This is a genomic window from Citrobacter sp. CK181 (assembly GCF_030333595.1).
Classification (GTDB): Bacteria; Pseudomonadota; Gammaproteobacteria; order Enterobacterales; family Enterobacteriaceae; genus Citrobacter_B; species Citrobacter_B koseri.
Map to the genome: position 1 here is coordinate 128,049 of NZ_JAOWFN010000013.1, position 25,074 is coordinate 153,122.

The following is a 25,074-nucleotide window of genomic DNA, read 5'->3' on the forward strand; positions in this document are numbered from 1 at the left end:
ATGACAGGTGATCTTAAGAATGTTGATTCGGGTTTGTTCGACACCTCAATCACAGAGGCAAGATTCGGCGTTCCTGCCGTTCCCCATCCTCCACGTATCCTCATGTTGTACGGCTCTGTACGCGAACGTTCCTACAGCCGACTGGCAACTGAGGAAGCTGCAAGGCTGCTGACTGCCATGGGCGCAGAGGTGCGGATCTTCAATCCTTCTGGCTTGCCTCTTCCTGATGATGCGCCTGATTCGCATCCTAAAGTCATGGAGCTGCGTGAGCTGGTTCGTTGGTCCGAAGGCATGGTGTGGTGCTCACCTGAACGCCATGGTGCGATGACCGGCATCATGAAGGCCCAGATTGACTGGATACCACTTTCGGAAGGCGCTGTTCGCCCTTCTCAGGGTAAGACGCTGGCCGTTATGCAGGTCTGCGGTGGCTCCCAGTCTTTCAATGCCGTAAATCAGATGCGCATTCTTGGCCGCTGGATGCGGATGATCACCATCCCGAATCAGTCCTCCGTGGCAAAAGCCTGGCAGGAGTTTGATGAAGATGGACGAATGAAACCATCGTCTTATTACGACCGCATCGTGGATGTGATGGAAGAACTGGTGAAATTTACTCTGCTGACAAGAGGTAGCTCAGCTTATCTCGTCGATCGCTACAGCGAACGTAAAGAGTCTGCAGAAGAACTTTCCCGGCGGGTTAATCAGAGCAAAATCTGAGGGCTAGGATGAGTGATGTAACGGCATTCAACAACTGCATGAGCGCGTTATGGCGGCAACATGAAGCCGAACTCTCTCGCTTCCTGACATCGAAGACAGGTGATAGCGAAAAAGCAGCAGACCTTCTGCAAGAGCTATTCCTGCGTGCCCGCGCTCATTCAGACAGTTTCTGCGAGATGGAGAATCCGCGAGCCTGGCTATATCGGGCGGCGAGGAATCTGCTGATTGATGAGTACCGCACCACCAGGGAGTTTGTTGAGCTGGAAGAAGATGCCCCATTAACAGACGCATCCCCTGATGCAATCTCAACGCTGGATATTTGCCTGCCTGAAACATTACAGGCTTTACCCGAAGATGAGCGATGGTTGATTGAAGAGTCCGACCTTAACCGGCGTCCCCAGCAGTCTCTGGCCGATGAACTGGGAATCACGCTTACGGCGTTTAAATCCCGTTTGCTTCGAGCCAGAAAGCACCTGAAAGAAACGATGACAGAACTTTGTCAGATTGAGGCGGATGACACGTCTCCCGTCTGCTGCCACAAAAAAATGAATTAATCGCGCATCTTTTTCCCGTCACCTTCGTTTACCTCAGTGTAAAGCCAAATGACTAAACACTGAGGTAAACAGTCCATGTCAAAAATTGAGATCTTTGAAGCAGCAGGCTGCTGCGCAACCAGCAGCGTTGTGGTCAGCGACAATGCCGTCAAATGGAACGCCAACGCCGAATGGGCGAAAAAGAATGGCGTTGATATTCAGCGCTACAGCCTTGCGAAGAACCCACAGCAGTTCCTGAATACCCCCGTCATCAAAGAGTTCCTGAACACATCAGGAATGGAGTCCCTCCCCGTCACCTTGCTCGATGGGAAGCTCGTGATGGCAGGCAAACTCCCGACGCGTGAAGATATCGCCCGTTGGTCAGGTATTCCGCTTACTCAGGACTGGAGTGAAGACAACACGCAACCACGCTGCTGCAGCATTCCACGTATGCCTTAATTCCAGAGGAGCTATTACTGATGAATATTCCATTTTTAAAAGACATTCCCCCGTTCATCTTCTTCACTGGCAAAGGTGGCGTGGGTAAAACATCTCTGGCCTGTGCTACTGCGGTATGGCTGGCCGATCAGGGTAAGAGAACGCTTCTGGTGAGTACCGATCCGGCTTCCAATGTCGGCCAGGTCTTTAGCCAGACTATCGGCCACCGAATCACAGATATCAGCACCGTAGAAAATCTTGCCGCGATGGAAGTTGATCCGATGGCTGCAGCACAGGCTTATCGTGACCGCGTACTCGACCCGGTTCGCGGGCTGATGCCAGCCGATGTGGTCAGCAGTATTGAAGAACAGCTCTCTGGCTCATGCACCACGGAAATCGCTGCGTTTGATGAGTTTACCGGTCTACTGACCAATCATGAGCTGCGGGAAAAATATGACCATATCGTATTTGATACCGCGCCAACCGGTCACACCATCCGCATGCTTGAGCTGCCGGGAGCCTGGAGCGGTTATCTGGAAGCGAACCCCGATGCCGCCGCTAACCTCGGGCCGCTGGTGGGGCTGGAGAAACAACAGCACCAGTACTCAGATGCGGTTAAGGCGCTCTCTGATGCTGCACTCACGCGTCTGGTTCTGGTTGCCCGCGCCCAGGCTTCGACACTGAAAGAGGTTTCCCATACGCATGATGAGCTGTCTGCTATCGGTTTGCGGCATCAACACCTTGCCATTAATGGTGTGTTGCCGCCATTTGTGGGTGAAAATGATCCGCTGGCGCAAAGTATTTTAGCTCGGGAGGAAAAAGCGCTACTTGCTATGCCAGAGAATCTGGCGAACCTTCCCCGCTCGCAGCTGTATCTGAAGCCATTTAATCTGGTCGGTCTCGAAGCCCTGCGTGGGTTATTTACAGAGAGCGAAGCCTCGATGTCTCTCCCAGCTACCACGCTGAACACTCTGGATTTACCAAAACTTGCCTCGCTGGTGGATGAACTCAGCCTGACAGGTAAAGGTCTGGTAATGACGATGGGTAAAGGCGGGGTCGGCAAAACGGCTGTTGCAGCATCGGTGGCGGTATCTCTGGCAAAACGCGGTCATAAAGTCCATCTGACGACGTCAGATCCGGCAGCACATCTGTCTTATACGCTGGATGGCTCGATACCAAACCTTCAGGTCAGCCGTATTGACCCGAAAGTAGAGACTGAACGCTATCGTCGCTTTGTTCTGGAAAATCAGGGGAAAGGGTTAGATGCAGAAGGGCTGGCGGTGCTGGAGGAAGATCTCCGCTCACCATGTACTGAAGAGATCGCCGTCTTCCAGGCATTCTCGCGGATCATCAAAGAGGCAGACGATCATTTTGTCATTATGGACACCGCGCCAACGGGTCATACGCTTCTGCTACTGGATGCAACAGGGGCCTATCACCGGGAAATGGTGCGCCAGATGGGGCAAACACATGACCATGTGATGACACCAATGATGCAATTGCAGGACCCGGAGAAGACGAAGGTGATTATCGTGACGCTTGCCGAAACGACACCTGTACTGGAAGCAGCAAACCTGCAGCAGGATTTGCGTCGGGCTGAAATTGAACCATGGGCATGGGTAATCAATAGCAGTCTGGCTGCTGCGAAACCGTCCTCACCGTTCCTGGTAACCCGAGCCAGTCGCGAACTGCCGCTGATAAATGACGTTACAGAGCAGTTTGCAAAGCGTATTGCATTAACACCACTGCAGAACGAAGAACCAGTGGGTGCGGCTCTGCTGGCAAAAATGGCAGGCTAATAGATGGGGCTGCGGCCCCATCTTCTGTAGCCAAACTTTTGCTTATACAGATTATAAGCTTAAGTGCTTAACCTGCTGTCGCGAATTTCGGTAGTTTGTAAAACACCATTACTGGAGCAATTCGATGCACATTATCAAAGCTGAAGAACAGCACATTACCGCGATACGCAATATCTATGCTTACCATGTTCTGCATGGTACAGGTAGCTTCGAAACCGAACCTCCGGATACGCAGGAAATGCTTAACCGACTGAGGAGCATTCAGTCTCGGGGATTCCCATGGTATGTCGCCCTGCAGGGCGATACGATCATTGGCTACTGTTATATTTCCCGTTACCGCGAACGCCATGCTTATCGGTTCACGGTTGAAAATTCGATATATATTGATCCGGCTTATCAGCGCCAGGGCGTCGGAAAAGCACTGCTCGACCATGCATTAAAATGGGCCGAATCTCAGGGATATCGTCAGATGATTGCTGTTGTGGGTGACAGCGCTAACGTTGCTTCTGTTGCGCTGCATATCCGCGCAGGATTTACTGAAATAGGCACATTAAAGGACATTGGTTTCAAACATGGCCGCTGGCTTGACACGGTTTTGCTGCAAATGAAACTTGGTGAAGGGAATAGTACTCTGCCAGAAGGTTCAGATCTTATGCCTTGAGGCAGGAATAAGGGGGCGTCTGCCCCCTTTATGTTTATTTCAATCGCTTACCTGTTTCATCAACAACTTTCTCGCCGTCTTCCTTAGCAAATGCACCTTTTTGCGCATCCGGAAGAATATCCAGTACCACTTCGGAAGGGCGGCAAAGGCGCGTTCCCAACGGTGTCACCACAATCGGGCGGTTAATCAGGATCGGATGCTGAAGCATAAAATCGATTAACTGATCGTCAGTAAACTTATCTTCGGCAAGCCCCAGTTCTTCATAAGGCTCGACATTTTTACGCAGCAGCGCCCGTACTGTAATCCCCATATCTGCGATAAGTTTGACCAGTTCATCGCGTGACGGTGGATTTTCAAGGTAATGAATAACGGTCGGTTCATTACCGCTGTTGCGGATCATCTCCAGCGTATTACGCGACGTGCCGCAGGCCGGGTTGTGATAAATGGTGATGTTGCTCATATCAGTATCTCATTACAAAGTGAAAGAGAGACGTAGCGCCAGCGCGGCCAGCGTTACAAACAGCACAGGCAGAGTCATGACGATCCCGGTGCGGAAATAGTATCCCCAAGTGATGGTCATATTCTTCTGTGAAAGGACATGCAGCCAGAGCAGCGTTGCCAGGCTACCAATAGGTGTAATTTTCGGGCCCAGATCGCAGCCAATCACATTGGCGTAGATCATCGCCTCTTTAATAACGCCAGTTGCAGTGCTTCCATCGATAGAAAGAGCGCCAACCAGCACGGTAGGCATGTTGTTCATGATGGAAGACAGGAAAGCCGTCAGGAAGCCAGTACCCAGCGTCGCAGCCCAGAGTCCTTTATCCGCCAGTACGTTCAGCACACCTGAAAGGTATTCGGTTAGCCCGGCGTTGCGCAGACCGTAGACCACCAGGTACATCCCCAATGAGAAGATGACGATCTGCCATGGCGCACCGCGCAGCACTTTGCCAGTGTTAATAGCATGGCCTCGTTTAGCTACTGCAAACAGGATCACAGCTCCAACAGCCGCAATCGCGCTAACGGGAATACCGAGCGGCTCAAGGACAAAGAACCCAACCAGCAGAAGAATTAAGACTATCCAGCCGGTTCTGAAGGTTGCCAGATCTTTTATCGCTTTCGCCGGTTCTTTCAGCAGAGCCAGGTCATACGTTGGCGGAATGTCTTTGCGAAAGAACAGATGCAGCATCACCAGCGTGGCGATAATAGCGGCAATATCCACCGGCACCATTACCGACGCATACTCAGTGAAGCCCAGTCCAAAGAAGTCCGCCGAGACTATATTCACCAGGTTCGACACGATAAGCGGCAGGCTGGCCGTATCGGCAATAAAACCCGCAGCCATGACGAATGCCAGCGTGGTGCCTTTGCTGAACCCTAGTGCCAGCAGCATGGCGATGACTATCGGCGTTAGAATAAGTGCCGCACCATCGTTGGCGAACAGTGCCGCCACCGCCGCACCGAGCAGAACAATATACGTAAAGAGCAAACGTCCACGACCGTTACCCCAGCGGGAAACGTGCAGCGCTGCCCATTCGAAAAAACCGGACTCATCAAGCAGCAGGCTGATAATAATTACGGCAATAAAGGTCGCCGTCGCGTTCCAGACGATATTCCACACCACTGGAATATCTCCCACATTCACAACGCCAGATATCAGAGCCAGTCCCGCGCCCAGCATTGCACTCCAGCCGATCCCTAATCCCTTCGGTTGCCAGATAACCAAAACAATGGTCAGGACAAAAATAGCGCCTGCCAGTAACATAAAACCTCCTGACAGGGCGACTTTGTCGCCCTGTATATGCCAAAAAATTAACTCATCAACTCTCTGAGCTTTTCAATACCGGCGGGCTCTGACGCCAGCACCGGAACAAGCGCTATACGGTCAGCGTGCTGATTCTTAACAGCCTCAATCTGAGGCCGTTCCTGATGAGCACGCTGGCAAAGCAACGGAGAACGCGTATCCGCAATGGAAAGGCTGTTATTGATAATCCAGCCCCACGGATGAATCCCCGCTCTCTCGAGGTCAGCCTGCAGGTTTGCCGCTTCCAGCACCGGTGTGGTTTCAGGAAGCGTAACCAGCAGAACTTTGGTGCGTTCCGGGTCCTGAAGCTGCATCATTGGGGTAGTAAAATGACCTTTACTCCCCATTTTTTTGGCAATCTCTCGGTGGTAAGCCCCGGTCGCATCCAGCAGTAAAAGCGTGTGCCCCGTAGGGGCAGTATCCATGACAACAAACCGTTTACCCGCTTCACGAATCACCCTGGAAAAGGCCTGAAACACGGCAATTTCTTCAGTACAGGGAGAGCGTAAATCCTCTTCCAGTAGCCGTTTCCCTGCTTCGTCCAGATCTCTTCCCTTCGTCTCAAGGACATGCTGACGATAGCGTTCGGTTTCATCGTGAGGGTTGATGCGGCTGACCTGCAGGTTTTTGAGGCTGCCGTTCAGCGTTGTACTCAGGTGCGCAGCAGGATCAGAGGTCGTGAGATGCACGTCAAATCCCATGTCTGCCAGCCTGACGGCTATAGCCGCAGCCATCGTGGTTTTCCCTACGCCACCTTTGCCCATCAGCATAATCAGGCCGTGTTCACTGCGAGCGATATCCTCGACCAGGCCAGAGAGCGATAAGTTTTCAGGCATGTACAGAGCGTTCGTTGCCGGGAGCGGTAACGCCTCAGAATGGATATCCAGCAGTCCCTTCAATGCGGACACACCAACCATATTGACTGGCTGTAGTAATAGGGTATCTGTCGGTAGCTCAGATAAACCGGCAGGAAGATTTGCCAGTGCCTCCTGCTCACGTTGCCATATCGCAGCGGCCAGGGCGTCATGTTCAGCTTCGGCTTTAGGCAGCACACCATTAATCACCAGGTATTGGTTTTTCAGGCCAATTGCAGCCAGTTCTTCATGGGTGCGGGCGACTTCCTGCAGCGTCGATTTTTGCAGTCGTGCAACCAGAACCAGGCGGGTACGTTCAGGATCGGATAACGCCTCTACTGCATGAGCATACTGCTCACGCTGCTTTTCCAGCCCGGCCATTGGGCCAAGACAGGAAGCACCATCTGGATTACTTTCAATGAAGCTACTCCAGGCACCGGGAAGCTGGAGAAGGCGAATCGTGTGGCCCGTCGGCGCTGTATCAAAAATGATGTGATCGAAGCGGGTCAGCAGGGTAGCGTCTGTCAATAAGCCGGTGAACTCGTCAAACGCCGCAATCTCAGTGGTACAGGCTCCTGAAAGCTGCTCGCTGATACTGTTAACAACGTCATCTGGCAGAAGACCTTTGATAGGATCAACAATTCTGGCGCGGTATTGCTGGGCGGCTTCCTGCGGGTCAATCTCCAGAGCAGAAAGCCCAGGAACTGCTGTCACAGGGCGAATGTTGTTACCGATAGCTTGGTCGAATACCTGGCCGACATTCGAGGCAGGATCGGTACTGACCAGCAAAACCTGCTTACCCTGTTCGGCAAGGCGGATAGCCGTCGCGCAGGAAATGGAAGTTTTTCCTACGCCTCCCTTGCCAGTAAAAAACAGGTAAGGCGGGATATTCTGTAAGAATTTCATATGTCCTCCTGACATATTCAGCAACAGGAAGTATTACCACCACAGCAGCTGGTGGGAGCTAACCCTACCTTCTCCAGCGGAATACCGAACCAGCGAGCCAGCTCAGCACGTTTTGGGTATCGCCCTGCCATCACAGTTTCACCGTCCAACAGCAGTAGCGGAAGCCCTTCTGCTCCAGATGCTTCGAGGAATGCTTTCGCTTTCTCATTCTGAACAAAGCTCATGGGCTGCTGCGCCAGGTTGTAACGTTCAACCTGTACGCCACGTCCTTTCAGCCACTGCACATCAGCAGAAAAATCAACCAGAACCTGATCGACATCTGAGCCACATACGCCGGTACTGCAGCACATTGCCGGGTCAAACACCGTTAACGTCTTCATTCTAAATACCTCACATTCGTAAAATCATATATGTTCAGGCAAATTTTTTAGATGCAAACAGCCTTACCGCTACCAGAGCAGTTTGCCGATGCCAGCTTACGGGCGATGGCCTGTACGTCGTCCTGTTGGCTTAACCAGGCCTGCTCAATCACCTGAGCGGCCCAGGAAGGAATATGAGGGGACAGGCGGTAATGAACCCACTTGCCCTGTTTGCGATCCAGCAAAAGTTCACTTTCCCGGAGCATTGCCAGATGGCGTGAAATCTTGGGCTGAGACTGTTCCAGCGCCGTACATAGATCGCACACGCATAGCTCTCCCATCTCTCTAAGCAGCAACACGATGCCCAGCCGAGTTTCATCGGAGAGGGTTTTAAAAAGCAATAAAGAAGTCAGCGTCATAGTTTCAACCTTGTTTCTTTCTAGGATAAGCCAATCTAAAAAGATAGCAATAACATATTCGTTTTTTCATATGTGACTTATAAATTAAAAAAATAAACAACAAAAACAAGAAGTTATTCTTCAATGGAATTAAAATTGGAATATTTTGTTGTAAAAAATGTTGTTGAGTTCTATCCTTCATAGTGACATTTCACAATAAATTTTTCGAGATCCTCTATGTCTTTAATCAATAAAGAAGAAGCCCATTTAGTATGCCGTCCTTACTACAACACCCTAACTTCTGTTTTCGATAATGCTTGGAAAAACTGGATTCAAAACGATATTGCCCGTCGCCTGGTCGACAAACGAGTGCGCTCGGCTGTGCTCCGAAACGATGCCTTATTTTTTTTGAAGGACCAGATTGAAGCTGCAGAAATTGAAGGTATTAAGTACGTAAAGATGCCTCATCAAGTGGGATTTTTGATTCAGGATCGCTATTTTGTGAGAATCAAAAAAGGGGATAAGAGCCTTCGCTCTTCTAACTATCCGACGCAAAGAGCATTGGATTTCCACAACCCTGAAATTGACATGTTTGGTGGTCTGATTCGATTAGAGCTACTTTACATACTTAGTGACGACTGTGTAGGAATTGATAAAATCGTCCTTACTCAGCGCAACGGGAAATTTGTTGCATGGGCAATTGATATAACAGATGAAAATCTGTACGACTTGCCTGTACACGAGCTTGAAGTGAACATACCCCAACCTCAGCCTGTTACAAAAAGTGTTTCACCTGCGAAAAGTGTTGTGAAACCGAAACGGGTTAGAAAGACAGAACCGAAGGTAGAAAATGGTCGTGGAGATTAAGTCAGCAGCCACCGTACGCCCAGAGATGATTGAGTTGCGTCGGAAAATGTTGGGTATGAGCCAAAAGGATTTGGCTCATCGTGTAGCCCTGTCTCAAGGTACGTTGTCCAAAATTGAACAAGGGCTTAAATCTGCAACTGAAGACCAAATCCGCAGTATTGCGGAAGCGCTTAACTGTCCCATCGATTTTTTCATGATGTCAGAAAGGCTTTATGGTGGACCAATCAGTGCAAACCCGATGTACCGTAAAAAAGCATCTGTCAGCATGAAAGTGCTGGATAAACTTGTTGCTGAAGTAAATGTACGTATTGCTCATCTCAGAAAGCTGTTGCAGTTCGTTGAGTTCGAGCCCGAATATGAGCTCCCTTACTACGATCCTGAAGACTACGAAGAAAATATCGAACAAATTGCTCGTAATGTCCGTACTGCGTGGCATATCCCACGTGGGCCGATAAAAAACCTTGTTGAGGTACTGGAAAGAGCAGGCATCATTATCATTGATTGCGATATGGAAGATACTGGACTTTCAGGGCTAAGTTACAAAGTGGCGGGGCTACCACCATTAATCTTTATAAATAAAAATCAGCCAGTTGATAGGTACAGATTTACTCTAGCCCATGAGCTGGGTCATTTAGTGATGCACCGGGCTCCCACTCCAACGATGGAGGACGAAGCCAACGCTTTTGCTGCAGAATTGCTTATGCCCGCCTCTGATATTTATAACGATTTACGAAATATCAGTATCGAAAAAGCCGCTGCCCTTAAACCATTTTGGCGGACTTCAATGGCTGCGTTGTTCTATAGAGCAAAAACGCTAAAAGCGATTACGGCAGGTCAAAGCGATTGGATCTGGCGGCAAATGTCCATTAAACGTTACAAAATAGATGAGCCTGTAAAACTCGATGTAAACGGTGAAACACCAACATTACTGAACGCAATAATTGATCATACGAAAGACGAGCTAGGGTATGACCAAAGCGAACTTGCATCCATCTTCAATTTATTCCTTCCCGAGGTTATACGTCTGTATGCTTTGGGAGCTCAAAACCAACATTTACGGCTGGTAAATTAATCATTTAGGGCTGAGCAATAACGCTCAGCCTATTGCTTAACCTACTGTTTTAATTTGTAAAAATGAAGCTTCTGCCAGAGAGCTAACGTAGTCGGCATACCACTTCATCATCTCCCTACGCCCCTCCAAATACTGCGCATGGTTGTAAGTCCCACGTATCGCGTTCTTATCCACATGGGCTAGCTGCGTTTCTATCCACGCTGAGTTAAAACCTTCTTCATGGAGTATGGTACTCATCGTGTGGCGGAAACCATGTCCTGTCAGCCTTCCTTTATATCCCAATAACTCAATAACCTGATTAACGCTTTCCTTTGAGATCGGCTTCGTTCGATCGTTACGTCCGACGAATACCAGTGGGTATAGCCCGGTAATAGGTTTAAGTGACTCAAAGAGCTCGACAACCTGATCCGACATCGGAACGATGTGTGGTCGTTTCATCTTCATCACTTCAGCAGGGATCTCCCAAAGCCGCTTTTCAAAATTGATATCCTCCCAGCGGGCAAAACGTAATTCCTGAGTTCGTACCCCTGTAAGCATGATGATTTGAGTCGCAGTCTTGGTAATAACGCTACCGGTGTAACCGGCAAGATCCCTAAGAAAGTGAGGGAGTTCTTCGGCTGTCAGGAATGGAAAATGTGTTTTCTTTGGTGTTGCGAGGGCTGTGGCGAGATCGGGTGCTGGATTGTATTCAGCGCGTCCGGTCACAATCGCATGACGGAATACTTCACCGCAGCGCTGTCTGACTTTGCGCATCTTTTCTAATGCACCACGCTTTTCCATACGACGAAGGGTTTCCAGCAATTCCATGGGCTTAATTTCAGCTATAGGGCGCTTACCGATGTAGGGAAAAATATCCTTTTCAAAGGTATCAATAATTTCATCGCGATAGCGTAATGACCAACGATCCGCTCTCAACTGATGCCATTCACGGGCAATAGCTTCGAAGGTACTTTCATAGTTAAGCTTTTGGGCAATTTTCTCTGCTTTCTTTACTTCACTGGGATCGCTTCCAGCAGACAGCAGCTTTTTCGCAGCATCACGCTTTTCGCGTGCTTGAGCGAGAGAAACCTCGGGATAAACGCCGAAAGCAAGGCGCTTTTCTTTACCCGCATAACGATACTTTAAACGCCAATAGCGTGAGCCGTTGGTGGTTACTTCAAGGTAGAGGCCTCCACCATCAGATAGCTTGTACGGCTTCTCTTTGGGCTTGGCTGTGTCGATTTGTCTGACTGTTAGCTTCATTGGGGGCATCTCAAAATGGGGCTATAAATCATGCCCCCCATTATGCCCCCAGAATGCACTTGATTCTGGTGGAGACAGTTGAACTCGGGAGAACATAATTAGCAGTAATTGGGGGTATTATAGGGGATTTACTTGAGACAGTGGAGTTCAGTAGAGGCTAATTGGCGGAAGATCACAGGAGTCGAACCTGCCCGGGACCGCTGGCGGCCCCAACTGGATTTGAAGTCCAGCCGCCTCACCGGAGACGACGATCTTCCGCGCCCACATTGCTACATGGAGGCGGGGCGCATTATAGCTACTTTCTCAAGGTTTCCACATCCCCCCTCTCACTTTTTTCATCAGCCTTTCGCCTTACCATGATCGGTTTCATATAAATCTTCACAAAATCCATGAGTTACCTGTTTTCATATCTTTTGGGAATTATGAGTTCACATAGCGTCCATGCGACGTTTCGTGAGAAAACCTGTCACAGGCCCGGTAAGCGTAGCGCCACCGGGCAAAACACACTATTGCGCAGGCTGTGGTTGCGTGACTTCCGCTCCTGACACAACGCCTGCCCGCATTGTTTGCGTCACCTGCTGTTTATCGGCGTTTACCGCGTGCAACTGGCCGTTTACCGTTGGCTTCAGTGGGGCGTCCGCCTGGATATTACCGCTGGCGGTAAGCTGGATGTTGCCGTCGCCGGAAATGGGCAGCGCAGGCCATCCCCATTGCTGCAAGACGTTCATTGGCACGCCGCGTCCGTTCAGGCTGACTTTTGTCTGGCGCTGGGGGAGTTGTGAAACGCTGGCCGTGGCTTCTAACAGCCCCTTCTCCGTAAATGCGCTCAGCTCGTTGATGTTAACTGTGCTGCTGTTTGCCGCCAGCGCCAGAGAGGGGCGACGCACGTCCACACGGTTAAACGTCGCGGCTGCCGCGTTAAGCGTTGCGTTCCCGCTCCATACGCCCCATTGATGGTTCTGCACCAGTCCCAGATTTGCGCCATAACCATCCAGCGCGGTGAGCTGCCACGGGAAAGCCGGGTCGATATCAATCACCAGGTTGCGACTGGCGCTGAATTTTTTCAGCGTCAGGCTGTTTAACCAGCCAGGCAGAGGTTTCATCCACTGCTGCTTCCAGTTTTCCGGCAGCGTGTATTCCAGCCCGGCAATGGCGGCATCGTCGAGGATTAGCGCTTTGCCATTACGCAGCCAGTTGCCGGATGTTCTGACCATACCGCCTTCCCAGCGGGTCGTGAACTGGCGTAGCGCAATGCCCTGCGGTGAGAATTCGGCATTCAGAATGGGATCGAAGAAATGCAGAGAACCGTAGATGAACTCGCTGGCATTCATCGATAGTTTGCCTTCTTGCGTCTGCCAGTCATCTTTGCTGAACGTCAGGTTGCGCAAACTGAGATCGAGGTCGGTTACTGCCCAGTCCGGGCCTTGCAGGCGGGCATCGGTCACTTCAAGACGGCCAATTTGCAGAGACGGGATAGCGGTGAGCGGGGCAAAAAAGTCGGTCAGCGATTTATCGCTTTGCAGCCGGATGTCGTTCAGACGCAGATTTTCCACCACCCAACTGCCGTCCGCGTTGCGTCGCGCCACGCCGGTTAAGGCGCCGCGCGCAATGTCTGCGCCAATGTTGCTTAAGATTACCTGTTCCTTATCAATGCTGCCTTCAATCAGCACGTTGGTCGCGGGAACATCATTCAGCGTGAGTGAACCGGCGCTGAGCTGGATCTGCGCCTTATTCCCCAATACCTTGCCCGCTTCGGGACGCCAGGGAACCACGCCGCCGTTAACGCGCTGAGCGCTCAGGTTCCACTCACCGCCCGGGCTGTTAAGTGCCATGTTCTGTAATTGCAGGCGGTCAGCCTGAACAGGAAGCGGTGCGGTTTGCGGGGAGATATTGAGCGTGCCGTCCTGCAACAGGATGGCGTCGACGTGCAGGGGATCGGTTATCTGGCGACTGCTCAGGCCGATATCCACCGTTTTCGCGACTAACGTGGCGGGCTGGCCATCCCGGCCAAACGTGACGTTCTCAAGCAAAACGTGGGACGGTGCGGAGAAGCGGTGGTCCATGACATCAAATGTCAGGCTGTACCCGCTGTTCTCTGATATCCAGGCGCTTACATGCTCCGCGCCCCAGCGGGTTTGCAGCAGAAAATAGAGGCCGAAGATCACCACCAAAAGGGCAATCAATATGTAGAGAATCAGCTTTCCAATAAATTTCATGGTCTTCCATCCCGCGAAGTGCACACATCTGAGTTATGCACGATTTACGCGCAATCCTCAAGGCGGGAATGGTGAAAGAGCGTTACAGCGGCGATGATTGTCGATCATCGCCGCATTTCGCTTACGGCTTCTCTGGCGGGAAAATCAGGTTCAGAACGATAGCGGTGATGCCCCCAGCGGCAATGCCGGAGGAGAGCAGGTTTTTCACCCAGTCTGGCGCAAATTGCAGGATCAGCGGCTGCTGAGAAACGCCCAGGCCGACAGCCAGCGACAGCGCGATAATCAGGATAGCGCGGCGGTTCAGCGGTTCACGGGAGACGATACGCACGCCGGAAGCGGCGATGGTGCCGAACATCACCAGCGTGGCGCCGCCGAGCACCGGTTCAGGAATGTGCTGCACAAAGCCGCTTACCGCCGGGAACAGGCCGAGCAGGATCAGCATCAGTGCTACCACAAAGCCGACATAGCGGCTGGCCACGCCGGTCAACTGAATCACGCCGTTATTCTGCCCGAAACAGGAGTTGGGGAAGGTATTGAACACGGCGGAAACAAAGGAGTTCAGGCCGTTAGCCAGCACGCCGCCTTTCAGGCGCTTCATATACAGCGGCCCGGAGACCGGCTGCTCGGAGACATCGGAGGTGGCGGTGATATCGCCGATGGTCTCCAGTGAGGTGATCATAAAGACCAGCATCAGCGGCAGCAGCAGGTTCCAGTCAATGCCCAGACCGTAGTACAGCGGCGTGGGCACCATGATTAAGTCTTGTGTTGCCGGTGTGGTGTTTTCCGGCAGCATTCCCATAAACCAGGCCAGCAGATAGCCTGCCGCCATCGCGATCACCAGCGAGGCCACGCGCAGGTAGGGGTTGCGCTGGCGGTTAAGCAGGATGATCAGCGCCAGTACAACGCCTGCCAGCATCAGGTTTTTGGGCGCGCCAAAGGTGTTGTCGCTCATTGCGGCATAGCCGCCGCCAATGGATGTTAAACCCACCTGGATCAGCGACAGACCGATAATCATCACCACCACGCCGGAGACCAGCGGTGTGATAATGCGGCGCGCCAGATGCAGTATGCGGGAGAGAACCATCTCGGTGCAGCTTGCCAGCATCAGCGTGCCGAATAGCGCTGCCATCATGGTGGGGACGTCCGCTCCGCCGGTTTTCAGCGCGGTGCCGCCCATAATCAGCGGGGCGACGAAGTTAAAACTGGTGCCCTGAATAGATAACAACCCTGAACCGACCGGCCCCCATGCTTTGATTTGAATAATTGAGGCCACACCGGAGGCGAACAGCGACATACTGATAATGTGTTGAGTATCTTGTGCCGGTAAACCGAGCGCCTGGCAGATTAACAGCGCTGGCGTGATGACCGCGACGAACATTGCCAGCAGGTGCTGACAGGCGGCAAACAGGGTTTGAGGGAGCGGCGGGCGATCTTCAAGACGGTAAATCAGTTCGCTGTTTTGCGTCTGCGCAACCGGTTGCGCATTTGCCGACTCGACGGTGTTAACAGACATCAGAGGCAATCCCATGGTGGAAAAGCGGTGATTTTATCTGACCAGATGGTAAAAGCAAACGATTGCATTTATAAATTTTACAAACGGTCTCGGGCAGGGGTTATCAGGCGTTGGAATAACGCTCGGTTTCGGGCATCCAGCGTTCAATCAGGGCGGTTGCCTGTTGCGGATAATGTTCGTGAATGTGACGGGCGATGCGTTGAACATCCGGGATAATGGCCTGATCGCGCAGCAAATCCGCCACTTTGAACTCGGCGTTACCCGTCTGACGCGTACCCAGCAGTTCACCAGGGCCGCGAATCTCTAAATCCTTTTGCGCAATTACAAAGCCGTCGTTGCTGTCCCGTAAGACCTGAAGGCGCTTCTGCGCGGTTTTCGAAAGCGGTGATTTGTAGAGCAGTACGCAATGGGAGGCCACCGCGCCACGGCCCACGCGTCCACGCAACTGGTGTAATTGCGCCAGACCTAACCGTTCCGGGTTTTCGATAATCATCAGGCTGGCGTTGGGGACATCCACCCCGACTTCAATCACCGTTGTCGCGACCAGCAGGTGCAGCTCACCTTGCTTAAAGGCCGCCATCACCGCCTGCTTCTCTGCGGGTTTCATCCGCCCATGAACCAGACCAATCTTCAACTCCGGTAAGGCGAGCCTGAGCTCTTCCCATGTCGCTTCCGCAGCCTGGGCTTCTAACAAATCTGACTCTTCAATCAACGTACAGACCCAGTATGCCTGGCGGCCTTCCTGGGTACAGGCATTGCGGACGCGATCGATAATATCGCTACGACGGGTGTCCGGGATGGCAACGGTAGTGACAGGTGTGCGACCCGGCGGTAGCTCATCAATCACGGAGGTATCGAGATCGGCATAGGCGGTCATTGCCAGGGTGCGGGGGATCGGCGTTGCGGTCATGATTAACTGATGCGGGTGGAACCCCTGCTGCTGACCTTTTTCCCACAGCGCCAGACGTTGATGGACGCCGAAGCGGTGCTGTTCATCGATAATCACCAGCGCCAGCCCGTTAAATTGTACCTGCTCCTGGAAAATCGCGTGGGTGCCGACCACCATCTGTACCTGCCCGCTGGCGATGGCTTCCTGCTGCGCCAGGCGCGCTTTCCCCTTCTGTTTACCTGCCAGCCAACCCACTTCAATACCAAGCGGTGCAAACCAGTTGCGGAAGTTACTGGCATGCTGCTCGGCCAGCAGTTCTGTCGGCGCCATCAACGCCACCTGTTTGCCGTGCGCAATGGCGCGTAGCGCAGCCAGCGCGGCGACCAGCGTTTTACCGGAACCGACGTCGCCCTGCACCAGACGCATCATTGGCACATCGAGCGCCATGTCACGTTCGATCTCCGCCACCACGCGCGCCTGCGCACCCGTTGGTTTGAACGGCAATGCGGCCAGCAGCTGATTCTTCAGTGAATCGTTCGCGCTAAGCGGCTGGGCGTGAAAACGCTGCGCGCCGGCACGCAGCGCCAGCATGCTCAGGTTATGCGCCAGTAGTTCTTCCAGAATCAGGCGTCGCTGCGCCGGATGCTGCCCGGTTTCCAGATCGCTAAGCTGTAGCGACGGTGGTGGGCGATGCAGCGTGCGCAAGGCTTCCGGCAGGCTCGTCATTCCTTGCGCAAGTTCAGGCGGCAGAAGTTCGGCAATGGCGCAGGTATCAAGCAGGTCCAGCGCCTGGTCGGTGAGCTTACGCAGCGTGGCTTGCTTAATGCCTTCGGTGGTCGGATAAACGGGTGTGAGCGTTTCCTGAAGCTCCGGCGTGCTGAGATCGCCCTGCACGCGGTATTCAGGGTGAATCATCTCCGCGCCGTACTTCCCGCGTTTGGCTTCACCATAGGCCAGTACGCGCCGCCCGGTCGCCAGGCTGTTTTTCATTGCCGCGCTGAAGTTGAAAAAGCGCATGGTGAGAATGCCGGAGCCATCGCTAATCTGGCAGGTCATCATCCTGCGACCGCCGAAGGTGATATTGCAGTTCAGCACTTCGCCTTCAACAGTGGCGTAAATGCCCGGCAGCAGTTCGCCAATCGGGTAAAGATGGGTGCGATCTTCATAACGCAGGGGAAGGTGCAACAGGAGGTCCTGCACGGTGTGCAGGCCAATTTTCGCCAGTTTGCTGCTTTGCGCCGCGCCAACGCCGGTTAAGGAATTGAGCGGGATGGCATCCAGCAAACGGCCTTTCATGTGATTACCCTGCCGCCTGCATCGTGGACCACCAGGCGGCGTCGGCCTCGATCTCACCCTGCATGTTTACATGAGGGTAGGGTAGACCTTTGCGCTTGGCGACTTTCGCCAGCACCGGATAGCCGCCCTCAAACAGCAGGCGCTGCTGTTCGTCTTCCGGCAGCATGCTGTTTTCACGCAGGTACATGCCTGCATTCTGCCGCTGGCGCTGCGCTTCGTAGAGAATCAGAGCGGAAGCGACGGAAACGTTAAGTGACTGCACCATGCCGATCATCGGGATGATGATGTCCTGATCCGCCAGGTCTAAGGCTTCCTGGGTGATGCCGGTTTTCTCCTGACCCATCAGGATGCAGGTTGGGCGCGTGTAATCGATTTCGCGGAAATCAACGGCTTTATCAGAGAGATGAGTCGCCAGAACCTGCATGCCCCGGCCCTTCAAGTGGCTGACCGCATCGCCGATGGTACGGTGGGTTTTCACCTGTACCCAGCTATTGCTGCCCGCTGCCGCCGACGCCATGGTGCGCATACGGCTGCCCGGCCAGACGGCGTGAACTTCGTGTACGCCTACTGCGTCGGCGGTGCGAATGATCGCCGAGACATTATGAGGTTTGTGGACCTGCTCCATGCAGACCGTCAGATCAGGCTGACGCCTGGCGAGCATCTCGCAGATACGCGCATAACGCTGTAAGTTCATAAAACTAGTTTCGGTTACGGGTGACTTTTATCACGTCCGGCATCACGCGGATTTTGCGCATGATATTCGCCAGATGAACACGGTCACGCGCGGTGAGGCGAATAAAGGCGCTATAGACGCGACCATCCTTTTCTTCCGTATTCAGACTCTGAATATTGGAGGTCGTCGTGTTGATTGCCGCCGTCAGGTTGGCCAGCGCCCCCTGGTGATTAAACATATCCACCTTAATTTCAGTGATGAACTCCTGCTCCGTCTCTTTGTCCCATTCCACAGCCATAAACTTCTCTGGCTCTTTCTGGTAACCACGGATGTTGCGGCAGGATTCATGGTGGATCACTAACCCTTTACCTGGGCTGACGTGCGCAATGATCGGGTCGCCTGGAATCGGGCGGCAGCACTTCGCAAAGGTGATTAGCACGCCATCCGCGCCTTTAATCGGCAAATGCCCATGATTGGACTGCGTTGTGGCAGGTGCGGCGGCTTCGCCTTGCTGAAGATTTTTCGCCACCACCACGCTCATCGCATTGCCCAGACCAATTTCCGCCAGCAGATCGTCCAGCGTTGCGAGCTTCATACGCTCCAGTTCGCGCTGGATGTTCTCCTGCGGGATTTCAGCCAGTTTACGGCTGCCGCCGAGGGCATGGTTGAGCAGACGGCGCCCCAGGCTGACGGAATCATCACGCTTGAGGTTCTTCAGCAGTTGGCGAATTTTGGCGCGAGCTTTTGAGCTGACGACAAAGTTAAGCCATGCCGCATTCGGGCGTGCGCCAGGGGCGGTAATAATTTCGACGGTCTGACCGCTGGTGAGCGGCTGTGACAGCGGGTATGGCTGCCTGTCGACGCGCGCGCCTACGCAGGCATGACCGATATCGGTATGTACGGCATAGGCGAAGTCGACCGGCGTGGCACCGGCAGGCAGCTCAACAATGCGCCCTTCCGGTGTGAAAACGTAAATCTCATCCGGGAAGAGATCGGATTTAACGCTCTCGATAAATTCAAACGAGCTACCGGCGCTCTGTTGCAGCTCCAGCAGGCTTTGCATCCAGCGCTGGGCGCGGATTTGCGCGGTGGTGCTGGTTTCACCGTGCTCTTTATAAGCCCAGTGCGCCGCAACCCCCATTTCCGCCATCTGGTCCATGTCTTCGGTACGGATTTGTACCTCAACCGGAACGCCGTGCGGGCCGATCATTGAAGTGTGTAAAGACTGATAGCCGTTCGCTTTTGGAATGGCGATATAGTCTTTTACTCGCCCTGGACGCGGCTTATACAGGCTGTGCATCTGGCCGAGTACGCGATAGCAGGTATCGGCATCATGTACGATCACGCGAAAGGCGTAGATGTCCATGATGGAGTGAAAACGCTGCTCTTTGAGCACCATTTTGCAGTAGATAGAGTACAAATGCTTTTCACGCCCACTCACGCGACACGGAATGCCTGCTTCCTGCAAACGCCCTTCGATCTCAGAGAGGATTTTTTGAATCATCTCTTTGCGGTTGCCGCGAGCGGCTTTTACCACTTCTTTAATCACGCGATAGCGGTTTGGGTACAGCGCTTCAAAACCCAGCTCTTCCAGCTCGGTTTTAATGTGATGAATACCTAAACGGTGCGCCAGCGGACTGTAGATCTCAAGGGTTTCACGGGCGATGCGGCGACGTTTATCCGGGCGTAATGAGCCCAGCGTGCGCATGTTGTGAGTGCGGTCGGCAAGTTTGATGAGAATGACGCGGATATCCTGCACCATCGCCATAATCATCTTGCGAAAGTTTTCAGCCTGCGCTTCTTTCTTATCGCGGAACTTAAGCTTATCAAGCTTGGATACCCCTTCTACCAGCTCTGCAACGCTTTTACCAAAAAGCTGTTCCATGTCCTGGTAGGTCGCAGGAGTATCTTCAATCACGTCATGCAGCAGCGCAGCCATCAGTGTTTCATAGTCGAGTTTCATCTCGGCCAGAATACAGGCTACCGCAACCGGGTGCGTGATATAGGGTTCACCGCTTGAACGTGTCTGACCCTCGTGAGCGTCACGTGCAACGAGATACGCCTGCTGAAGACGTTTTATCTGGTCTTCAGGCAGGTAGTTTTGAATCAGTTGATTCAGGCTTTCAAACAGATACAAGGGCGACCCGCTTTGTGATTAACGACGGCCTTCAGCAATAGCGGTAACGGCTTGTAATTCAGCGGCTTCCTGCTCTTGCTGTTCCTGGCGCTCACGGACGTCGAGGATCTGGTTGTTGATCAGACCTTCTTCGATTTCGCGCAGCGCGATTACGGTAGTTTTATCGTTTTCTTCCGGTACAAGCGGATCCTTGCCGCCTACCTGCATCTGACGAGCGCGACGCGCGGCGACCAGTACCAGGTCAAAACGGTTACCAATTTTCTCTACAGCGTCCTGAACAGTTACGCGTGCCATATTTAAAATGCTCCACAGGTGAAGAAATGACTGGGCATAATACTGAAAGTGGGTTCAGTCTGCCAACAGTTTGCTGATTAAAGCGTCATGACGCTGCTTTTGGCGGCTCATGCGCAGACGTTCGGCGCGAATAATGGTTTTCAGATCGCCCAGGGCGGTGTCGAAATCATCATTCACAATAAGGTAATCATATTCGGCGTAATGGCTCATTTCTGCAACAGCTTGCGCCATACGTTTTGCGATTACGTCTTCGCTATCCTGACCGCGCCCGCGAAGGCGGCGGTCCAGCTCAATTTTGGATGGCGGTAAAATAAAGATACTGCGCGCTTGCGGCATCTTCTCACGAATTTGCTGCGCGCCCTGCCAGTCGATATCCAGAAAAACATCCACACCCGTTGCCAGCACTTGCTCAATGGTTTCACGCGATGTGCCGTAATAGTTACCAAACACTTCAGCGTGCTCCAGAAACGCATCTCTGCCAATCATGGTTTTGAACTCATGATGATCGACAAAGAAATAATGCTCGCCATGCACTTCCCCCGGACGCGGCGCGCGCGTGGTGTGTGAAACAGAAACCTGGGTGTCATACAACGGTTGGGTTTTTAATAACGCCTGAATCAGGCTGGATTTACCCGCGCCACTGGGGGCAGAAACAATATAAAGCGTGCCTTGAGCCATGAGTATCTTATGTATGTGATTATCGAAAGAGAGCCTACATACGAGCTTATTATACACGTCGCCGCTATGTGACGTAGCCTTTGTCACACTTTTTGCGTCAGTTTATTGCGTTTTGCGTACCTGTTTCCTGATTTACCGTGTAGTTACTGCAATCAATGAAAATGTCTGGAAGCGTGTTCGCACGATCGCTTTTTGCCTCTCGGTTTTGATGACCCCCTGCGTTATACCTGGCCCGCAATCTACAGCGGAGGTACTGATGAGAAGAGGGAAAAGCATCGTGCTGAGTCTGTTGCTGTGGCATTTCCCGGTATGGGCGGCTTGCCCTGACTGGTCGCCAGCCAGAGCGAATGATGAAATCGCCCGGCTACAGCAGCAGCTCGCCCAGTGGAACGACAGTTACTGGCAGCAGGGGGTTAGTGCGGTAGAAGATAGCGTTTACGATCAGCTCAGCGCGCAATTGGTGCAGTGGCAACGCTGCTTTGGCGGTGATACCGGGGCAGAACTGGCGCCGCCAGTGAGTGGCTCATTGCCCCATCCTGTTCCGCATACGGGTGTGCGAAAGCTTGCGGACAAACAGGCGGTGCAGCAGTGGATGCGTAAGCGCAGCGATTTGTGGGTGCAACCGAAAGTGGATGGAGTGGCGGTTACTCTCGTATACCGGGATGGGCGCCTGGTCAGCGCGATTAGCCGGGGAAGCGGGCTTAAAGGCGAGGACTGGACGCAGAAGGTGCGTTTAATACCCGCAGTACCGCAAAGCACAAAAGGCGCGCTTGCCAATAGCACGTTGCAGGGTGAGATTTTTTTGCTGCGCGACAACCATATTCAGCGACAAATGGGAGGAATGAATGCCCGCTCGAAGGTCGCCGGAATGATGATGCGCCAGAATAACACCTCGTCGCTCCAGTCGCTGTCTGTTTTCATCTGGGCATGGCCTGATGGCCCGGCAACGATGCCTGAACGCTTGCGTCAACTGTCCGGGGCAGGATTTGGCTTTGCACAACAATATTCTCAACCGGTGAAAAGCGCTGATGATGTTGAACGCGTGCGTACAGCATGGTGGACAACGGGATTACCGTTCGTTACCGATGGAGTCGTGGTAAGAACGGGTAAAGAACCCGAGGCCAGACACTGGATGCCTGGGCAGGGTGACTGGCTGGCTGCCTGGAAGTATCCTCCGGTCGCGAAAGTGGCTGAAGTCACCGGGGTTCAGTTCGCTGTCGGCAAGAGCGGGAAAATCTCGGTTGTGGCGTCGCTTGCGCCAGTGATGCTGGATGATAAACGGGTGAAGCGCGTAAATGTAGGGTCTGTCAGGCGCTGGGCGGAGTGGGACATTGCGCCAGGTGACCACATTCTTGTCAGCCTTGCCGGACAGGGGATTCCGCGTATTGATAAGGTTGTCTGGCGTAGCACTCAACGGGATAAGCCCGCACCGCCGGGGAATCGCTATAACGCATTAACCTGTTTTTATGCGACTGAGGTATGCCAGGAGCAGTTCATCGCCAGGCTGGTCTGGCTGGGGTCGAAGGAGGCGCTGGAGGTTGACGGGATGGGGGAAGCAGGATGGCGTGTGCTTCACCAGGCGCATCGTTTCGAGCATATTTTCTCCTGGCTCGCGTTAACGCAGGAACAACTACAGGCGACACCTGGGTTTAGTAAAGAAAAAAGCAAGCAATTGTGGCATCAGTTTAACCTGGTGCGGCATCGGCCATTTATCCGCTGGGTGATGGCGATGGGCATACCGTTAACGCAGGGGGCGCTTAAGGCCAGCGGCGATCGTTCATGGGGGCAGTTACTGGCACGCACGGCAGAATACTGGCAACAGCTTCCGACGACAGGGGAGGGGCGCGCCAGGCGGGTTATCCAGTGGCGGGATAACCCGGAAATACGGGCGCTGGGCAACTGGCTGGCTGCCCGGCATATTAACGGCTTTAGCCCTTAGTGACCTTCGTGGCGATAGTAAAACACCGGCAGGCCAAGTTTGAGACGCAGCGCCAGCAAGCGAGCGGTAAAGCCAAAAACCAGCGTGGAGATAACCACGACGTCTTGGTTGGATACGTAGTGTTGTAGCGCGATGTACAACACGGCAGACGCAAAGGAAACACCAGCATACAGCTCTTTCTGGAAGACCAGCGGAATACGTTTGCAGAACATGTCACGCAATACGCCGCCAAATACGCCGGTAATGACAGCCGCCACAATAGCGATGACCGGGCTATGCCCCATATCCAGCGCAACCTGAGCGCCGATAATAGAAAAGACCACTAAGCCCAGCGCATCAAGTACAAGGAACAGTTTGCGTAGGTAAGGCATTACAGGGGCGACGATCGTCGTCAGAACCGCAGCAGAAGCGACAATAATCACGTACTCAGGGTGCTGTACCCAACCGAGCGGATAGTGACCGAGCAGAATATCGCGAACGGAACCTCCGCCAATTGCTGTCGCGGTAGCAATGATAATAACGCCAAATGTATCCATGCGGCGTCGACCCGCAGCGAGCGCCCCGGTCATGGCTTCGGCAGTAATGCCAATTAAGTAGAGAACGTGTAACAGCATGTCTTCCCCCTGGTTTACTGAGGGCAGAGACTAACGATTTGTGCGTAATATCACGATTGAGATTTTCTAAGGTGAAGCAATTTTAATAACTATAGTTTATGCGGATATTGCGATTCATCCGCTATTTATGCGTTATTCATTTTTAATGGATTAGAAAATGGATAAGAAAAAATAATCCGAAAGTGGCGAGGGCAGTACGGAGTGTAAAGGAAGCACGTAGCGCCATCGCATCGCGACGGGCTACGTGGGAATGAGGTTTACTCGATGTTCTGGATCTGCTCGCGCATTTGCTCGATCAATACTTTCAGCTCAATTGCAGAATTGGTGACATCAGCATTGATGGATTTGGAGGCCAGCGTGTTCGACTCGCGGTTGAACTCCTGCATCATAAAGTCCAGACGACGGCCAACCGCCTCTTTTTTCTTCAGGATGTTGTAGGTTTCTTTGACGTGCGCGTCCAGACGATCCAGCTCTTCCGCCACGTCAATGCGCTGTGCCATCAGCACTAGCTCTTGCTCCAGACGGTTATTTTCCAGTTGTACCTGTGCGTCTTCCAGTTTTGCTACCAGACGTTCGCGCTGCCATTGCAGGATTTCCGGCATATGGGCGCGGACTTTCACTACCTCAGCGCTGACGCCTTCCAGACGCTGCTCAATCAGTGCTTTCAAAGCCTGACCTTCGGTTTCCCGGGCGACAATGAAGTCATCCAGCGTCCCGTCCAGCGCGGCGAGGATCTCTGCGGCAATCGCGTCCAGATCCTGTTCCTGGGCGGCCATGACGCCCGGCCAACGCAGGATATCTACCGGGTTGATTTCCCCTTCATCGCTCTGCATTTTGACCCAGTTCGCAGAGGCAACGAGCTGCTTTGCCAGCTTCTCATTCAGAATGAGTTCGCCTTGCGCGCTGGCATCGGGTTCAAAGCGTAAAGTACATTCGATTTTTCCGCGCGTCAGGCGTGTACGAATGCGTTCGCGTACAACAGGTTCAAGGCTACGGAACTGTTCCGGCAGACGAAAATACGTTTCCAGATAACGCTGGTTTACCGAGCGCATTTCCCAGGTAGCGCTACCCCATTCACCCTTGATTTCACGCCGGGCATAGGCGGTCATACTGCGGATCATAGACGTTCCTGTTTTTAAAGGAGAGATGGAAGGATTATAGCCATCCATGCCTTGTCAGGA

The 25,074-nt window shown here is 52.9% G+C and carries 23 protein-coding genes and 1 tRNA gene; 8 read left to right on the top strand and 16 right to left on the bottom strand.

Going from position 1 to position 25,074, the window contains the following annotated elements; genetic code table 11:
• The 5 genes from arsH (at window position 1) to OGW17_RS11995 (ending at window position 4,145) form a co-directional block, all read left to right on the top strand.
• A complete protein-coding gene (gene arsH, locus OGW17_RS11975) occupies window positions 1-714 on the top strand; it encodes an arsenical resistance protein ArsH (RefSeq protein ID WP_023305188.1) in 714 nt (237 codons plus the stop codon).
• Window positions 715-722: 8 nt separating this feature from the next.
• The gene (locus tag OGW17_RS11980) at window positions 723-1,268 is read left to right on the top strand and encodes a sigma-70 family RNA polymerase sigma factor (RefSeq protein ID WP_054627861.1); all 546 of its coding nucleotides are present in this window, start codon (window positions 723-725) and stop codon (window positions 1,266-1,268) included.
• A 75-nt stretch (window positions 1,269-1,343) separates the two neighbouring features.
• Window positions 1,344-1,706, top strand: coding sequence for an arsenic metallochaperone ArsD family protein (locus OGW17_RS11985; RefSeq protein ID WP_063448276.1), 363 nt, complete (start codon window positions 1,344-1,346; stop codon window positions 1,704-1,706).
• 20 nt (window positions 1,707-1,726) lie between these two features.
• Entirely contained in the window at window positions 1,727-3,484 is a 1,758-nt protein-coding gene (gene arsA / locus OGW17_RS11990) for an arsenical pump-driving ATPase (protein ID WP_286452204.1), read from the top strand.
• 124 nt (window positions 3,485-3,608) lie between these two features.
• Window positions 3,609-4,145 carry a GNAT family N-acetyltransferase gene (locus tag OGW17_RS11995; RefSeq protein ID WP_057057331.1) on the top strand — a complete coding sequence of 179 codons (537 nt, stop codon included), beginning with the start codon at window positions 3,609-3,611 and terminating at the stop codon, window positions 4,143-4,145.
• Window positions 4,146-4,179: 34 nt separating this feature from the next.
• Here the strand turns inward: OGW17_RS11995 and arsC are convergent, their stop codons facing one another.
• The 5 genes from arsC to arsR are packed head-to-tail and all read right to left on the bottom strand — an operon-like array spanning window position 4,180 to window position 8,484.
• Window positions 4,180-4,605 carry a glutaredoxin-dependent arsenate reductase gene (gene arsC / locus OGW17_RS12000; protein ID WP_017880248.1) on the bottom strand — a complete coding sequence of 142 codons (426 nt, stop codon included), beginning with the start codon at window positions 4,603-4,605 and terminating at the stop codon, window positions 4,180-4,182.
• A 12-nt stretch (window positions 4,606-4,617) separates the two neighbouring features.
• On the bottom strand, window positions 4,618-5,907 hold the full coding sequence (gene arsB / locus OGW17_RS12005; protein WP_063448273.1) for an arsenite efflux transporter membrane subunit ArsB: 1,290 nt from the start codon (window positions 5,905-5,907) through the stop codon (window positions 4,618-4,620).
• Between the two features lie 47 nt (window positions 5,908-5,954).
• Complete coding sequence (gene arsA, locus OGW17_RS12010; protein WP_286452207.1) at window positions 5,955-7,706, bottom strand: arsenite efflux transporter ATPase subunit ArsA; 1,752 nt, start codon at window positions 7,704-7,706, stop codon at window positions 5,955-5,957.
• Between the two features lie 17 nt (window positions 7,707-7,723).
• Entirely contained in the window at window positions 7,724-8,086 is a 363-nt protein-coding gene (arsD, locus tag OGW17_RS12015) for an arsenite efflux transporter metallochaperone ArsD (protein ID WP_000855179.1), read from the bottom strand.
• Window positions 8,087-8,133: 47 nt separating this feature from the next.
• Window positions 8,134-8,484: an As(III)-sensing metalloregulatory transcriptional repressor ArsR gene (gene arsR, locus OGW17_RS12020; protein ID WP_286452209.1), complete on the bottom strand. Its 351-nt coding sequence runs from the start codon at window positions 8,482-8,484 to the stop codon at window positions 8,134-8,136.
• A gap of 216 nt (window positions 8,485-8,700) precedes the next feature.
• On the opposite strand from arsR, the gene OGW17_RS12025 reads away from it, so the two are divergent.
• Both OGW17_RS12025 and OGW17_RS12030 read left to right on the top strand, forming a co-directional pair.
• The gene (locus OGW17_RS12025; RefSeq protein ID WP_045142713.1) at window positions 8,701-9,330 is read left to right on the top strand and encodes a hypothetical protein; all 630 of its coding nucleotides are present in this window, start codon (window positions 8,701-8,703) and stop codon (window positions 9,328-9,330) included.
• The gene (locus OGW17_RS12030) at window positions 9,314-10,402 is read left to right on the top strand and encodes a helix-turn-helix domain-containing protein (RefSeq protein ID WP_191638682.1); all 1,089 of its coding nucleotides are present in this window, start codon (window positions 9,314-9,316) and stop codon (window positions 10,400-10,402) included. The genes OGW17_RS12025 and OGW17_RS12030 overlap by 17 nt, the downstream gene beginning before the upstream one ends.
• Before the next feature lie 36 nt (window positions 10,403-10,438).
• Here the strand turns inward: OGW17_RS12030 and OGW17_RS12035 are convergent, their stop codons facing one another.
• The 9 genes from OGW17_RS12035 to gmk all read right to left on the bottom strand — a co-directional run bounded on the left by OGW17_RS12035 (window position 10,439) and on the right by gmk (window position 21,340).
• Window positions 10,439-11,644, bottom strand: coding sequence for a tyrosine-type recombinase/integrase (locus OGW17_RS12035; protein WP_191638681.1), 1,206 nt, complete (start codon window positions 11,642-11,644; stop codon window positions 10,439-10,441).
• A gap of 162 nt (window positions 11,645-11,806) precedes the next feature.
• A tRNA-Sec gene (locus OGW17_RS12040) sits at window positions 11,807-11,901 on the bottom strand.
• Window positions 11,902-12,150: 249 nt separating this feature from the next.
• Window positions 12,151-13,860, bottom strand: coding sequence for an AsmA family protein (locus OGW17_RS12045; RefSeq protein ID WP_071259161.1), 1,710 nt, complete (start codon window positions 13,858-13,860; stop codon window positions 12,151-12,153).
• A 121-nt stretch (window positions 13,861-13,981) separates the two neighbouring features.
• Window positions 13,982-15,373, bottom strand: coding sequence for a xanthine/proton symporter XanP (gene xanP, locus OGW17_RS12050; protein ID WP_024131065.1), 1,392 nt, complete (start codon window positions 15,371-15,373; stop codon window positions 13,982-13,984).
• A gap of 103 nt (window positions 15,374-15,476) precedes the next feature.
• Complete coding sequence (gene recG / locus OGW17_RS12055) at window positions 15,477-17,558, bottom strand: ATP-dependent DNA helicase RecG (protein WP_071259163.1); 2,082 nt, start codon at window positions 17,556-17,558, stop codon at window positions 15,477-15,479.
• A gap of 4 nt (window positions 17,559-17,562) precedes the next feature.
• Window positions 17,563-18,252, bottom strand: coding sequence for a tRNA (guanosine(18)-2'-O)-methyltransferase TrmH (trmH, locus tag OGW17_RS12060; protein WP_049011031.1), 690 nt, complete (start codon window positions 18,250-18,252; stop codon window positions 17,563-17,565).
• Between the two features lie 4 nt (window positions 18,253-18,256).
• The gene (gene spoT, locus OGW17_RS12065) at window positions 18,257-20,368 is read right to left on the bottom strand and encodes a bifunctional GTP diphosphokinase/guanosine-3',5'-bis pyrophosphate 3'-pyrophosphohydrolase (RefSeq protein ID WP_012135784.1); all 2,112 of its coding nucleotides are present in this window, start codon (window positions 20,366-20,368) and stop codon (window positions 18,257-18,259) included.
• An 18-nt stretch (window positions 20,369-20,386) separates the two neighbouring features.
• Complete coding sequence (rpoZ, locus tag OGW17_RS12070) at window positions 20,387-20,662, bottom strand: DNA-directed RNA polymerase subunit omega (protein WP_000135058.1); 276 nt, start codon at window positions 20,660-20,662, stop codon at window positions 20,387-20,389.
• Window positions 20,663-20,716: 54 nt separating this feature from the next.
• Window positions 20,717-21,340 (bottom strand): guanylate kinase, encoded by a 624-nt coding sequence (gmk, locus tag OGW17_RS12075; protein WP_071259166.1) that lies wholly within the window; start codon window positions 21,338-21,340, stop codon window positions 20,717-20,719.
• 256 nt (window positions 21,341-21,596) lie between these two features.
• Between gmk and ligB the strand changes: the two genes are divergently transcribed.
• Entirely contained in the window at window positions 21,597-23,279 is a 1,683-nt protein-coding gene (gene ligB, locus OGW17_RS12080) for an NAD-dependent DNA ligase LigB (RefSeq protein ID WP_071259169.1), read from the top strand.
• Here ligB and OGW17_RS12085 read toward each other — a convergent pair.
• Both OGW17_RS12085 and OGW17_RS12090 read right to left on the bottom strand, forming a co-directional pair.
• On the bottom strand, window positions 23,276-23,893 hold the full coding sequence (locus OGW17_RS12085; RefSeq protein ID WP_012135781.1) for a trimeric intracellular cation channel family protein: 618 nt from the start codon (window positions 23,891-23,893) through the stop codon (window positions 23,276-23,278). The genes ligB and OGW17_RS12085 overlap by 4 nt on opposite strands.
• 257 nt (window positions 23,894-24,150) lie before the next feature.
• A complete protein-coding gene (locus tag OGW17_RS12090) occupies window positions 24,151-25,014 on the bottom strand; it encodes a YicC/YloC family endoribonuclease (protein WP_012135780.1) in 864 nt (287 codons plus the stop codon).
• Window positions 25,015-25,074 lie beyond the last annotated feature (60 nt).